The 13,165-nt window shown below is 39.0% G+C and carries 11 protein-coding genes; 9 read left to right on the top strand and 2 right to left on the bottom strand.

The features are described 5' to 3' along the window. Positions 1-7: 7 nt before the first annotated feature. The 5 genes from F3J02_RS12310 (at position 8) to F3J02_RS12290 (ending at position 5,244) form a co-directional block, all read left to right on the top strand. Positions 8-2,662 carry a sensor histidine kinase gene (locus F3J02_RS12310; protein WP_167249690.1) on the top strand — a complete coding sequence of 885 codons (2,655 nt, stop codon included), beginning with the start codon at positions 8-10 and terminating at the stop codon, positions 2,660-2,662. Between the two features lie 11 nt (positions 2,663-2,673). Then, entirely contained in the window at positions 2,674-3,372 is a 699-nt protein-coding gene (locus F3J02_RS12305; RefSeq protein ID WP_167249688.1) for a response regulator, read from the top strand. 139 nt (positions 3,373-3,511) lie between these two features. Continuing rightward, a complete protein-coding gene (locus F3J02_RS12300) occupies positions 3,512-4,183 on the top strand; it encodes a CsgG/HfaB family protein (RefSeq protein WP_167249686.1) in 672 nt (223 codons plus the stop codon). A gap of 18 nt (positions 4,184-4,201) precedes the next feature. Next, positions 4,202-4,570, top strand: coding sequence for a DUF4810 domain-containing protein (locus F3J02_RS12295; RefSeq protein ID WP_167249684.1), 369 nt, complete (start codon positions 4,202-4,204; stop codon positions 4,568-4,570). Next, positions 4,567-5,244, top strand: coding sequence for a DUF799 domain-containing protein (locus F3J02_RS12290; RefSeq protein WP_167249682.1), 678 nt, complete (start codon positions 4,567-4,569; stop codon positions 5,242-5,244). Before F3J02_RS12295 ends, F3J02_RS12290 begins: the two co-directional genes overlap by 4 nt. A gap of 58 nt (positions 5,245-5,302) precedes the next feature. Here F3J02_RS12290 and F3J02_RS12285 read toward each other — a convergent pair whose 3' ends face one another. Next, positions 5,303-6,763: a coniferyl aldehyde dehydrogenase gene (locus F3J02_RS12285; protein ID WP_167249680.1), complete on the bottom strand. Its 1,461-nt coding sequence runs from the start codon at positions 6,761-6,763 to the stop codon at positions 5,303-5,305. Positions 6,764-6,894: 131 nt separating this feature from the next. Here F3J02_RS12285 and F3J02_RS12280 point away from each other — a divergent pair, with 131 nt between their 5' ends. From F3J02_RS12280 to F3J02_RS12265, 4 genes are all read left to right on the top strand, one after another. Then, entirely contained in the window at positions 6,895-7,965 is a 1,071-nt protein-coding gene (locus tag F3J02_RS12280) for an AraC family transcriptional regulator (protein WP_167249678.1), read from the top strand. A gap of 483 nt (positions 7,966-8,448) precedes the next feature. Further along, positions 8,449-9,786: a CitMHS family transporter gene (locus tag F3J02_RS12275; RefSeq protein ID WP_167249676.1), complete on the top strand. Its 1,338-nt coding sequence runs from the start codon at positions 8,449-8,451 to the stop codon at positions 9,784-9,786. Positions 9,787-9,927: 141 nt separating this feature from the next. Further along, positions 9,928-11,067: a porin gene (locus F3J02_RS12270; RefSeq protein WP_167249674.1), complete on the top strand. Its 1,140-nt coding sequence runs from the start codon at positions 9,928-9,930 to the stop codon at positions 11,065-11,067. Between the two features lie 213 nt (positions 11,068-11,280). Then, positions 11,281-11,841, top strand: a complete 561-nt coding sequence (locus F3J02_RS12265) for an undecaprenyl-diphosphatase (RefSeq protein ID WP_167249672.1) — start codon at positions 11,281-11,283, stop codon at positions 11,839-11,841. A gap of 59 nt (positions 11,842-11,900) precedes the next feature. Here F3J02_RS12265 and F3J02_RS12260 read toward each other — a convergent pair whose 3' ends face one another. Next, positions 11,901-13,145 (bottom strand): HmuY family protein, encoded by a 1,245-nt coding sequence (locus F3J02_RS12260; protein ID WP_167249670.1) that lies wholly within the window; start codon positions 13,143-13,145, stop codon positions 11,901-11,903. Positions 13,146-13,165 lie beyond the last annotated feature (20 nt).

The following is a 13,165-nucleotide window of genomic DNA, read 5'->3' as shown; positions in this document are numbered from 1 at the left end:
CGCACTTATGCAGATTGACCGTAATCATAAAGCAGATGCATGGTTGGCACATAGTCAGCGTGAACAGTCTGGACGTTTGACCATTTTCTTGGGTGCAGCACCAGGGGTGGGTAAAACCTATGCCATGCTGACTCGAGCACATGAGTTGATGCAGCAAGGGCAACATGTGATGGTTGGGGTGGTTGAAACTCACGGTCGATCTGATACTGAGCGTTTAATTCAAGGACTCAATGTTGTTCCAAGGAAGGCTGTGGAGTATCAAGGTCGAATTTTGGAGGAGATGGATCTTGATCAAATTCTTAAATTAAAACCTGAAATTGTTTTGGTGGATGAACTCGCGCATCGTAATGTACCCAATAGCCGACATGAATATCGCTGGCAGGATGTCAATGAATTACTGGATGCAGGCATTGATGTGTATAGCACTTTAAATATTCAGCATTTAGAAAGTCTGAATGATGTGGTTTATCAAATCACGGGCATTCGGGTCAGCGAAACGGTTCCCGATGCGTTATTAAAACGCTTGAAAGATATCCGTCTGGTTGATTTGCCCGTTCCAGAGCTGTTGGAACGAATGCAGCACGGCAAGATTTATTTGGCAGATGTCGCACCACACGCATTACAAGGCTTTTTTAAACCTGCACATTTAACCGCTTTACGTGATTTGGCGATTCAAACAGTTGCAGGGCAGGTTGAAATTGATTATCGGGAAAAGTTTGTTGCCCAAGGACAGATTATCCCTATTCAAAATCATGTAATGTTGGCGATTGATGGCTCGGAGTTTTCGGAAGATTTAGTTCGACGTGCACATCGTATTGCAGAAAGACGCAATGCAATCTGGAGTGTGATTTCGATTCAAAAAAGCCAGAATTCCAATACACAAGTGTTTGCGGTAACCAAAGCTTTTAATCTGGCAAGAAAACTTGGAGCTGATACTTATTTATTACATAGCAATCATATTGCATCGACCATTTTACAGGCTGCTTATGATTATGGTGCATCCAATATTTTACTCGGTAAAAGTCCCAAAAAATCGCTCTGGCAACGTCTGTTTTCAGATCATATTGCTGATCAACTTTTGGAAAAACAGCATCCATTTGAGATCACTTTTGTTCAACCCTTAAAAGCTAAAAACAATAATAATGAGGCTAAGCCACAGACAGATAGGGCTTATTCTTCTTGGTTAGAACAAGGCTTGGCATTTAACCCACGAGAGATGATTGAAAGCATTTTGATTGTTTTGCTGGGGTTGATTACTGCAACGGTAAGTGATCATTTTATTGGTTATAGTGAACTGGCTTTAATCTTTGTGGTTACTGTGCTTGTGGTTGCAATGCGAGCACGGATGTTCATTACCATTATCAGTGTGTTGATTTGCTTCTTGCTGTATAACTATTTTTTCATTGAACCTCGATTTACGCTGCGAATTAGTGCTGAGCGTGGGGTGATGACTATCATCATTTTTATCATTTCGGCTTTGCTGGTTGGACGTTTAGCTAATCAATTACGCGCTCAGGTTCTAAGTTTACGTGCAGCGAATTCAGTTTCCTTACAAATGCAGGAATTAGAACGAAAACTATCCAGTTGTGTCGATATTGAACAAGTTTTGAATATTGCCAAGCAGCATTTAGAAAGCTCTTTAAATGCAACAGTTTGGCTAAGAATTGGAACAAAGGAATTAGGGGATAGCCGTTTATTTAATGAAAAAGATCAAATTGCGGCAAATTGGACTCAGAAAAATGCTAAGCCATGTGGACGTTTTACCAATACTTTAACTCAATCAGCATGGTGGTTTAATCCACTGAATTTGGTGGGGGACTATGGTGTTATCGCTATTCGATTTAATCAAAATACAGATAGCATTAGTTTTGAGCAGCAGCGTTTAGCTGAGTTAATGATTGATGATATTGCTCAAACCGCTTCTCGCGTACAGTTGTCCTTACAGTTGGAAAACTCCCGCGTAGTTGCTGAAACTGAAAAGTTACGTTCAGCTTTACTTTCATCTGTTTCCCATGATTTACGTTCACCATTGGCTGCAATGATTGGTTCAGCAGACAGCCTGAAATACTATGGCGAGCAAATGTCTGAAGCGGATCGAGAAAGTTTACTGGATACCATTCATGTTGAAGGTGAACGGCTGGATCGCTATATTCAAAATTTACTGGATATGACCCGATTAGGTCATCAAGGTTTAAGCTTAAGTCGGGACTGGATTGGGGTAGAAGAGTTGATTGGTTCTGCCACGCAGCGACTTAAACGTTATCAGCCTAAGGTCAACATTGATGTAGCAATAAAACAAGATTTACCACAGTTGTATGTACATCCTGCTTTGATTGAGCAAGCGATATTTAACGTGCTAGAAAATGCAGCTAAGTTTTCACCTGATAATGTGCCAATTGAAGTACGGATCCAACAGGATGAAGGTGATCTTCAGATTGATATTATTGACCAAGGTGTTGGCATTCCAGAAGAGGAGCGAGAGCAAATCTTTGATATGTTCTATACCATGCAACGTGGGGATCGCGGTAAAACAGGCACTGGATTAGGTCTTGCAATTGTCAAAGCGATTATTGGGGCGCATATGGGGAGTATTGAAGCTTTGGCAGGTACATATGGTCAGGGCACTTTAATTAGAATACGATTACCACTGCATCAGGATTAAAATTATCATCTATGCCGCAAACATTAAATTCTCAAGCATCTATTCTCATTATTGATGATGAACCACAAATTCGGAAGTTTCTGGATATTGCCTTACGTGCCCAAGGTTATCAAGTTCATGTAGCTGAAAATGGCATGAAAGGATTAGAGGTTCTGGCGACACGTGGTGCGGATTTGTTGATTCTCGACCTTGGTCTACCAGATATGGATGGACAGGATGTTTTGATTGAGTTACGACAATGGTCTGCTATTCCTGTGATTGTGTTATCTGCGCGTCCCGATGAAAACCAGAAAATTAAGCTATTGGATGCAGGGGCGAATGATTATGTTACCAAGCCTTTTAGTATCCAGGAGTTATGTGCGCGTATTCGAGTGATGTTTAGGAATATGCCACAACAGTTGGAGCACCATTTAGTCTTTAATGATGGACAACTTTGTATTGATGTTGCTGAGCATACAGCCAAGCTGGGTGGTGAAGAAATCGCCTTGACCAAAAAAGAATTTCAATTGTTGGCTTTATTGATTCGCCATCAGGGCAAGATTGTGACACAAAAACAAATTATGACCGAGTTATGGGGGATTACCCATGAAGAAGATACTCATTATCTCAGGATCTTGGTGAAAAAGCTCAGAACCAAAATCGGAGATTCTGCAATAACACCTAAATATATTTTTACGATTGCTGGAGTCGGATTGAGGTTTGGAGAATAGCTGGTGATAGTATTTGTAATACACTGTATTATAATGCTATTTATTGGTTTTTGTGTATGCTGATAAGTATAAAAGGTGAGTTGGATCACTGTTTTAGTATATACTTATAAGGCTTTTTTAATGTCTTACTAGAGTCAAAATGAAAAAATTATTAGCGATTACAGCATTCAGTTCTTTAGGTCTAATGGCCTGTTCAACCACAGAAACATCAAAAGTGATTCAAAGCCCTCAGGTGACCGCAGCAGTTCAGCAAATTAAATATAATGGGGCGAAAGTACCTGTGTCGATCGGTAAGTTTGATAATCGTTCAAGCTATATGAGAGGCATATTTTCAGATAATGTCGACCGTCTTGGTGGACAGGCAAAAACTATTTTAGAAACGCATCTACAGCAAACAGGCTATTTTTCTGTATTAAACCGCGACAATTTGTCCGAACTTAAGCAAGAAGTTGGTTATAGCAATACTGCCCAAACCATTAAGGGTGCTCGTTATGTCATTACTGGTGATGTATCTGAGTTTGGTCGTAAAGAAGTGGGTGACCAACAGTTATTTGGTATTTTAGGACGCGGTAAGCAACAAGTTGCCTATGCAAAAGTAAATTTAAATATTGTCGATGTTAAGACCTCAGAAATTGTACATTCAGTACAAGGTGCGGGTGAGTATGCCTTAAGTGCTCGTGAAGTACTGGGTTTTGGTTCTACAGCCTCTTATGATTCGACCTTAAACGGTAAAGTTCTCGACTTGGCTGTACGTGAAGCAGTGAATAACTTAGTGACTGATATCCAGAATAATCGTTGGACTGCTCAATAAGCTTGGATTGTTGTAGAAATGAAAAAAATTCTGTTGACCAGTCTAATCACGATCGGCTTGGTTGGCTGTGCTGCGGGGCCTCAACCTTTATATAGTTGGGGCTCTTATACACAGCAGACCTATTTGATGTATAACGCACCAGAAAAAGCGATGCCGAATGCACAAATAACCAAGTTGGAAGCTGAAATAGAAAAAGCCAAAGGCAAAAATCTTGTAGTCCCACCTGGTCTATATGCACATCTGGGCTTGTTATATTTGCAGGAAAATAATGCGCAAAAAGCAACTGAATATTTTCAGTTAGAGCGACAGGTTTATCCTGAGTCAACGGTATTAATGGATCGCTTATTACAGAAAATGAGTACAAATGTAGGATCAGGCAAGTCATGATCAAGCAGTGTATAATTTCGAGTCTTGTCATCACTGGTCTGTTACTCACAGGATGTGCATCTTCTCCTGTAGTCAATAAAGATATGACTGCTTATAAACAGCATATGCCAAAATCAATTTTGGTATTACCACCTGTCAATGATTCTCCAGATGTAAAAGCAACTTATAGCTATTGGCCGACTGTGATCACACCAGTTGCCGAAGCGGGTTACTATGTCTTTCCAATTTCTGTTGTCGACTCAATGTTTAAAGAGAACGGCGTGACCAATGGTCATGATGCACAAAGCATCTCACCACAGAAATTACAGGAAATTTTTGGTGCTGATGCTGCACTTTATATTCGAATTAAAGAATACGGTTCCAAGTATCAAGTCATTCAAAGTGTTGCGGCAGTTAGTGTAGAGGCAAAACTGGTTGATTTAAAAACCAATGAGACACTTTGGACTGGTGAGAAGAAAGCCGTTCAATCCAGCAATAGCGGTAATAATGATTTACTCACTGCACTTGTTGGCGCATTGGTTGAACAGATTGCGGGTAGCTTAAATGATCGTGCTTATCCTTTGGCAACGATTGTAAATACCCAACTATTTACACCAACGCAGCACAACCCCGGCCTGGGCTTGCTCTACGGACCTCGTTCACCTAAATATCAACAAGACGGTGTTGTGAAGTAATCCATTGTCATCTGCATATTAAAAAAGCCTCAACAAGAGGCTTTTTTAATATTAAATCTTATTTAATATTTGGATCACCTTGTTTCAAGAAGAAACGTAAAGCCAGTTTTTGTACCCAAGTACCGTATGGAGGATAGAACAATTGAGTTGGGAAGAAACGATGACGTGCAAAAACAGTTTTTGCATGGGAAAGCTCACGGAAACCTTCTTCTCCATGATATGTCCCCATGCCAGAGTTACCAATACCACCAAATGGTGCATCATGGTTGACCACATGCCAACCCCAATCGTTTAAAGTCACACCACCTGAATGGGTTTGTTTTAAGACATAATCACGTTCATTGGCATCGTGGGTAAAGAGGTATAAGGCCAATGGTCGTTCGCCCGCTTGAATATATTGAATTGCATCATCCACTGTACCGTAAGCAACCACAGGTAAAACTGGACCAAATAGTTCTTCTTTTAGAATCCGCATATCTGCTGTGCAATTCAGTACGATATGTACAGGCATACGACGTGCATCTTTATCTCGATCATATTCACCACATGCAATGATTTGAGCACCTTTGGCTTTGGCATCATCCAAAATATCAAGCAAGCGTTTTAGATGACGATCATTCACAATCGACGTGTAGTTTGGGTTTTGGCTAATATTATTGCCATACATCGCAGTGAAATTCGCTTGGCATTCTGCAACGAATTGATCGATTTTTTCTTTTGGCACCAGTGCATAGTCGGGCGCAACACAGATTTGACCACAGTTGGTCGCTTTACCATGTAGAACGCGTTTTGCTGCATCAGCAAGCGGATAGTTGCGGCTGACTAAAGCAGGGGACTTACCGCCAAGTTCTAAGGTGACTGGGGTTAAATTATCTGCGGCTGCACGCATCACCACTCGACCAATCGCTGGTGAACCTGTAAATACAATATGGTTGAATGGCAGCGAGGTAAATTGTGCTGGATCAAGGATCTCTTCACCAAAAACAGCAACCTCATCTTCACTAAAAATTTCAGCCAACATTCGTTTAACCACAGCATTGGTTGCTGGAGTCACTTCAGGTAGTTTGATCATCACCCGATTGCCTGCTGCAATTGCGGCAATTAATGGCCCCAAGGCTAAATAAACAGGGAAGTTCCAAGGAACAATAACACCTACTACACCTTTAGGCTGGTATTGCACACGTAGGCGATTCGATAAAAATAGCAATTCAGTATGACGTTTACTTGGCCGCATCCAACGGCGTAAATGGCGAATCGCATGTTCTGCTTCGAGTACGGAGCCGAGCAAATCAAGCAGTTTAGATTCATCTACCGAGCGTGAACTAAAGTCACTATTAATTGCAGTCGCAATCACATCTTGATAACGGATAATTTGTTTTTTTATTTGCAATAATTTTGTACGTCGATTATCAAGATCTGGGTAGGGCTGAGCATCAAAAGCAGCACGCTGTTGATTAAACACAGAATACATATGTTCGGTTGCAGGATCACTGAATGGTTGTGAAGTTGAAAGTGTCATTGTTGCTCCTTTCATGCTTATTAGTAGAATAGACTTTATGATTGATGAGATTTGTAGTCGATGTTAAATTGAGACAACAAAGAGTAATTTAGTGCCATTATGCATCATCACTCAAGGGATGAGGTGAAAAAATGCGTAAACAGGATCTTATTCCAGTACGAGTCGAAGCGCGTTATGATCAAAAAGAGTTGAGTCAAGGCACACCGATTTTAGGTCTAACTAGTCTACTGGAGGCTATGCAACAGCAAGGCTATCGCTTGGAGGAGATTTTAACGGGTACAGGAATTTCTCAAGATGCACTAAATAGTGCGGCTTCTCACATCTCCCCCTATCAAAAATTACAACTTTTTCAAACGATTCAGCGTTTATCAAAAGATCCGCTTATTGGTATACGAGCTGGGCAAAAACAGCGCCTTTCGGACTTTGGGGTCTATGGTTATGCACTGTATTCCTCTCGTAATTTTCGGCAGGCGGTAGAGTTTGGGATTCGCCATATCAAACTTGCGGCGCCAGTTCTCAAGAAAACCTTTTCGATCCAAAAGCAAGTTGCCATTTTTGAAGGTCATGAAATTATCGCGCTCGGTAAATTATTGCCTTTGGTATGTGAGTTTTGGTTTAGTTCAATGCAGACCCTAATTGAGTGTGTATTAGAAGCACCATTTCAAGCGAAAAAATTGTTACTTCCTTATCCTGCACCTGACTATGCAGATGAATATGAAAAGGTTTTTCGTTGTCCAGTTGAGTTTGATACTGACGTAATGCAATGGCATTTTGATCTTGATTGGCTAGAGAAGCCTTGCCCCAATGCCAATCCGATTACTGCTGATATGTGTCAGTCTTTTTGTGAAAGGATGCTGGGTAGCGATGATGATCAACAAGAACCCGATTTAGTTCGTACGATTCGTCTGATCTTATTAGATGCAGTAGGCAGCTTTCCAACTGCACAAGAGATTGCAGATCAATTGCATTTATCCAAGCGAACTTTATACCGCCGTTTGGCAGATGCGGAAGTCAGTTATCAAGAGATTTTAGACAGTACCAGAAGGCGACTTGCAGATGAATATTTGGCAACAAGTTTGAGTATTGATGAAATTGCAGAACGCTTAGGATTTTCTGATACATCAAATTTTAGGAAAGCCTATCGTAATTGGGTTGGGATTTCACCAAATGAATATCGAGCGGATAAAAATAAGATAATTTAGTTTTAAAAATAGGTTTTATTCTCAAAGTATGAATTTTTTAATTTAATTTTAATATCACAGGATAATAATGATTGTTATAATTGTTGAAGTGATAATAAACAGATGTTTATTTTAACTTGAATAGAAGTTTTATAAATGAATGATATTTATTTTAATTATCATTTAATTGAAAAATGTTATTTTTTAATCAAAAAATGCACCATAATATTGCATTGATATTTTAAATATATAGCATTTTGATTGGTTATTGTTCAGGTGTTTTGATCGATTGATCTAAATTTTTTATTAAAAATATGTTAATAATTAAAGTCTTACAATTAAAAGTATATTTGCATACTTTTAAGGTATTTTTCATGTGAATGGGTGTGTTGGTTATATAATTAAATTAAATGAATTACCTAAAGTTAAATCGCATAGAATCTGTGCTGGATTAGGGTAGGGTCTACCCATTAAAAAAACTTATTATGCTAAGGATTGCATTCAATGCTGACTTTTTTAGGTATCAGCATGATCATGTGCTTTATGTATTTGATCATGTCAAAACGTCTCAGTGCATTAGTTGCATTAATTTTAATCCCATTCATATTTGCTATTATCGCTTGGGGCTTAGGTTTTTATTTTGACAGCTTAAGTCATATTCAATTGGCCGAACTTGGCAATACCATGTTAGAGGGTATTAAAAAGCTCGCACCAACAGGCGTCATGCTTCTTTTCGCTATTTTATATTTTGCATTAATGATTGATTCGGGGTTATTTGACCCTTCGGTAAGATGGATTTTAAAGAAAGTAAAAGGCGATCCATTAAAAATCACTTTAGGTACAGTTTTTCTAACATTATTGGTCTCTTTAGATGGTGATGGTTCAACCACGTATATGATCTGCGTGGCTGCAATGATGCCCTTGTATAAACGTGTAGGCATGAATCCACTGATCATGACCTGCTTGATGCTCCTCTGTAGTGGTGTGATGAATTTGACGCCATGGGGTGGACCAACAGCCCGTGCTGCCAGTGCATTACAAGTTGATGCCAGTGAAGTGTTTATTCCAATGATTCCATCGATGATTGTGGCGGCTGCTTGGTTATTCTTCTTGGCCTATCTGTATGGCATGTACGAGCGCAAACGCTTAGGTGTGATTGAATTGGTCGATATTAGCCATGCGGATGATATTTCGATCTCAAAAGATCCAGAAGCACAGCGTCCTCATTTACGTTGGTTTAACGGTATTTTGACCTTAGTTTTAATGGCTTCTTTGGTGAAAGGGATTTTACCAATGTCTATCCTGTTCATGCTCGGTTTCTGTATTGCTTTAGTCGTGAATTATCCATGCGTCAACATGCAGAAAAAACGGATTGCCATGCATGCGGATAGTGTACTAGCAGTTGTTGGTGTGATCTTTGCTGCAGGTGTCTTTACAGGAATTTTATCGGGTACAGGCATGGTTGAAGCGATGTCTAAAGGGTTTGTTGCTGTGATTCCACCAAGCATGGGACCTTATTTGGCACCGATTACAGGTGTCTTGAGTATGCCTTTAACCTTCTTTATGTCTAATGATGCCTTTTATTTCGGTGTTTTACCGATTCTTGCAGAAGCTGCATCGCATTATGGCATTGCACCAGTTGAAATTGCACGTGCGTCGATTATTGGACAACCGATTCATTTGTTATCACCTTTAGTTCCTTCAACATACTTGTTATGTGGTTTGGCTGCTGTAGAAATGGGTGATCATCAGAAATTCACTTTGAAATGGGCATTTATTACCTGCTGCGTGTTGATGGGTAGTGCCTTAATATTCGGTGTATTTCCATTTTATAATATGTAAATCAATTTGTTATAATGCTTTTATATTCATGAGAATATAAAAGCATACTTATTTACGCATTCCCACTTAATTTAAAATTTTGCTTGAAATATAGCGAAATAGGGATTTTTTACACTTTTTTAGATGGTTAGGAACATAACAATGAAGATGAAAATTGTACTCGCGACGATGATAAGTATTGCGACAAGCTCTGCATTTGCAGCGCCAAAATTTTATGGAGAAATTGATGCAAGTATTGATTATCTACCAGAAAAAAATGCAAATTCGGCAGATCATGATGTTTGGAAAGTAAATAGCAATAGTTCGTTTGTCGGAATTAAAGGCGAGGAAAAATTAACCGAAAATTTAAGTGCGGTTTATTTAGCGGAATGGGCATTTTATGCAGACGGTGATAAAACTGATTGGTCGCAACGTAATCGCTTTGTCGGGTTGAAAGATGATCGTTTTGGTACAGTCAAAATCGGTAAACATAATACACCGTTAAAAGATTTATCGAGCCCTGTTGATAGTTTTAATAATTATATTAGTAATAAAGCAGATATCACAGGCATTATGACAGGTGAAAATCGTGTGAATAATGTAGTGGTTTATGACTCCCCTGAAATTGCGTTGAACGGTGGTAACTTGGAAGCAAGTGTTCTACTTGCAACAGGAGAAAGCCGCGGGATTGAAGATGATAAACGCGGTGGAGTGAATACCGCGGGGCGTGGCTTAGGCGATGCTTGGTCGGCATCCTTGAGCTATAGCCATCCAGTATTCTTAGTTGGTGTCGGTTATGACAAAGCGATTCCAAGTGATTTCTTAGGGCATGGCTTATTGAATGCAGCAGAAACAGAAACGCAAGTGGATGAGGTGTTTGCGGCAGCGAATACTGTACGTGTCATTGGTCGTTTGACGCCACTTGAAGGACTTGCCATAAAAGCGCTTTATCAGACATCAAAGGTTGTAGATAAGCCAGGCAATAAAGTTGTAGATCCAACAACTTTAGACCCAGAAGGATTCATCCGTAGTATTGATAATTCACAAGGTTGGCTGATTGGTGCGGAATATAAGCTACCGAATCAATCTAAGTGGACCGTGAAAGGGCAATATAGCCAAAACAGCACCAGTTTTAACAATGGTAATGAGGACTTCGATGCCAAACAACTTTTGTTAGGAACAGATTATTCATTTAACAAACAAGTGAAAGTCTATGGTTATGCTGGATATTCAACATTCGAGCAAGCAAGTGCTAAAGATAAGCAACCGATTGCGGGTACTGGTTTAGAATTTAAGTTCTAAGTTTCAGTCAATTAACATTGATAAATAGGATAATTTTGTCCTATTTATCAATGATTTTACTTGACCTATTTTGCTTGCCGATTAAGCAATACTTGACTTAAATCCTTTTGGAATATGTGAATAATAAAATATAAAAATTATTAATAATTTCTTCATTATTATCCTGTATATTGAGCGCATTGATCTTCATGGATAGTGTGGATAGAAAAGGAAATGATTTTTAAAGATTTAAATATCTCATTGTTTAATAGCATAAATTCTTTTGCAAAAGAGCATCCTGCTTTAGACAAAATCGCAATTTTTTTAGCAGAAGATTTAAATACAGTATTGATCAGTTTTCTTGTATTTTTATTGGTAATCCAATGGAAAACATATAGTCTTTTATTTGCCAAAACTTTAGTGATTGTGTTGTTTTCTTTACTTTTAAGCGACATTATTGAATTCTTTTATCATCATCCTCGTCCATTTCAAATCGACTTAGGTCATAAGTTAATTGGTCATGGCTCAACTTCATCGTTCCCAAGTCAACATACAATCACAGTTGTGATTATTGGGTTTTCTTATTGGATGGCGGGTTTTAAAAAGATTGGTCTGATTGGATTATTGTGTAGTGTTGTTGTCGGACTATCGAGAGTTTTTGTAGGTGTTCACTTCCCATTTGATGTGATAGGTTCTTTTGTGATTGGCTTTATGTTGGTCGTATTGGTCAATCATGCACTGAAAGAGTTGGCAATTAGAGTTAGACGTATAAAGCCAGTTCAAGTGATTGATTGATACATATCAGACCTGAATGAATTTGTAAAAAAACGGAGCATGGCTCCGTTTTTTATGGCTTATTTGGCAGGTTGGATATCTAGCTCAAAGGTCCATGTGGTTGCACTTGAGGCGTTACTTGGATCTGCATATTTAACATCTTTCAGATGTAGACGTGCATAGCTATTGCCTGTATTACCACGAATAAGAGATGCGGCTTCAGGATTTGCTTTAATCATATGGGCTTTTAAACCAACCGGTGCAGCTAAGGCATCAGTTGAATAGTAAGTGTACCAGCCAAAATTAAGCGGTTCTCTACCGTATGCACCTTTATAGGCTGGGTTGAGTAATGACTTAACGCCATTATTTGTCCAACTATTTACTTGTTTTACTGTTGTTGGTAATTCTTTAAGTTCAGCTAAAGTATCTACAAAAACCGTGGCTGATTTAAATTTATTGATAATCGGTTTACTATCAGCATCATAAAAACCAGTAGGCTGTAAACCAATGGTACTACCGATACCTGTATTGGTTTGAACATTGTAACGATTAAAAGCTAACTGCCATGGTTGTGTTGCGGAGTTTGTTGCAACACCAGATTTTAGATCTAAATAAGCCCAGCCATTTGTTGCATCGACGTTCTCAATTGTTTTAACAACATCAGGGTATCGTGTATCAATATAGCGGATGCTGATATAACCTGAAGTACCTGATTGATTATAATAATTATAAATTTGTACTGCATACACAGGTTTGTCTTCTGTCCCAACCGTATTGAGATTTTTTGTATCTGTGGTGACAAAATAGATTTTAAAATTTGGTGACATACGATGATCGCCAAACAAATTATATTCTAAAAAGCTATAACCTGTTGTTGCGGTAAATCCATTGCTATATGCATCTTGAGACCATGCCGATGCAGGAATCGCATCATTTCCTTGTTTATTTGCATCAATTAGCTTGGATAAGTTAGCCCATGTTGCATCAAATGGTGAATAAAGAACAGCTGCTTTACCATTCCCACTTGCACCACCATTACTCGAAAAAGTTGGTGTGCCACGATTCATTACTGCTTTGATATCCCAATCCGTACCAGAGCAGTTAGCTGCTTGTTGAAGATCAATATCATAGCATTGGGCTTCAGTAGTATTTCCTTGAAAAGACCATTCTTTAGCTTTGACTGTAAAGAGATCTGTCTGTGTTGTAGGGGGATTGGTTGAGCCGCCATTATTTGAAGGTGAGCCATCACTTCCACCACCACAAGCGATGAGCAGAGTACTTAAAGTACTGAGGGCAAATAATTTAGCTAAATTTAAATGAGACATTGTCCAGTTATCCTTTAAAG

Source organism: Acinetobacter sp. Tr-809, from assembly GCF_011753255.1.
Classification (GTDB): domain Bacteria; phylum Pseudomonadota; class Gammaproteobacteria; order Pseudomonadales; family Moraxellaceae; genus Acinetobacter.
Note: the sequence above shows the minus strand (reverse complement) of the source record. Positions and strands in the feature narration are given on the sequence as shown.

What these genes read in the sequence shown, in the direction of transcription:
- F3J02_RS12310 (WP_167249690.1), top strand. Translation starts at nt 8, where the DNA reads ATGCAGATTGACCGTAATCATAAAGCAGATGCATGGTTGGCACATAGT.
- F3J02_RS12305 (WP_167249688.1), top strand. Translation starts at nt 2,674, where the DNA reads ATGCCGCAAACATTAAATTCTCAAGCATCTATTCTCATTATTGATGAT.
- F3J02_RS12300 (WP_167249686.1), top strand. Translation starts at nt 3,512, where the DNA reads ATGAAAAAATTATTAGCGATTACAGCATTCAGTTCTTTAGGTCTAATG.
- F3J02_RS12295 (WP_167249684.1), top strand. Translation starts at nt 4,202, where the DNA reads ATGAAAAAAATTCTGTTGACCAGTCTAATCACGATCGGCTTGGTTGGC.
- F3J02_RS12290 (WP_167249682.1), top strand. Translation starts at nt 4,567, where the DNA reads ATGATCAAGCAGTGTATAATTTCGAGTCTTGTCATCACTGGTCTGTTA.
- F3J02_RS12285 (WP_167249680.1), bottom strand. Translation starts at nt 6,763, where the DNA reads ATGACACTTTCAACTTCACAACCATTCAGTGATCCTGCAACCGAACAT.
- F3J02_RS12280 (WP_167249678.1), top strand. Translation starts at nt 6,895, where the DNA reads ATGCGTAAACAGGATCTTATTCCAGTACGAGTCGAAGCGCGTTATGAT.
- F3J02_RS12275 (WP_167249676.1), top strand. Translation starts at nt 8,449, where the DNA reads ATGCTGACTTTTTTAGGTATCAGCATGATCATGTGCTTTATGTATTTG.
- F3J02_RS12270 (WP_167249674.1), top strand. Translation starts at nt 9,928, where the DNA reads ATGAAGATGAAAATTGTACTCGCGACGATGATAAGTATTGCGACAAGC.
- F3J02_RS12265 (WP_167249672.1), top strand. Translation starts at nt 11,281, where the DNA reads ATGATTTTTAAAGATTTAAATATCTCATTGTTTAATAGCATAAATTCT.
- F3J02_RS12260 (WP_167249670.1), bottom strand. Translation starts at nt 13,145, where the DNA reads ATGTCTCATTTAAATTTAGCTAAATTATTTGCCCTCAGTACTTTAAGT.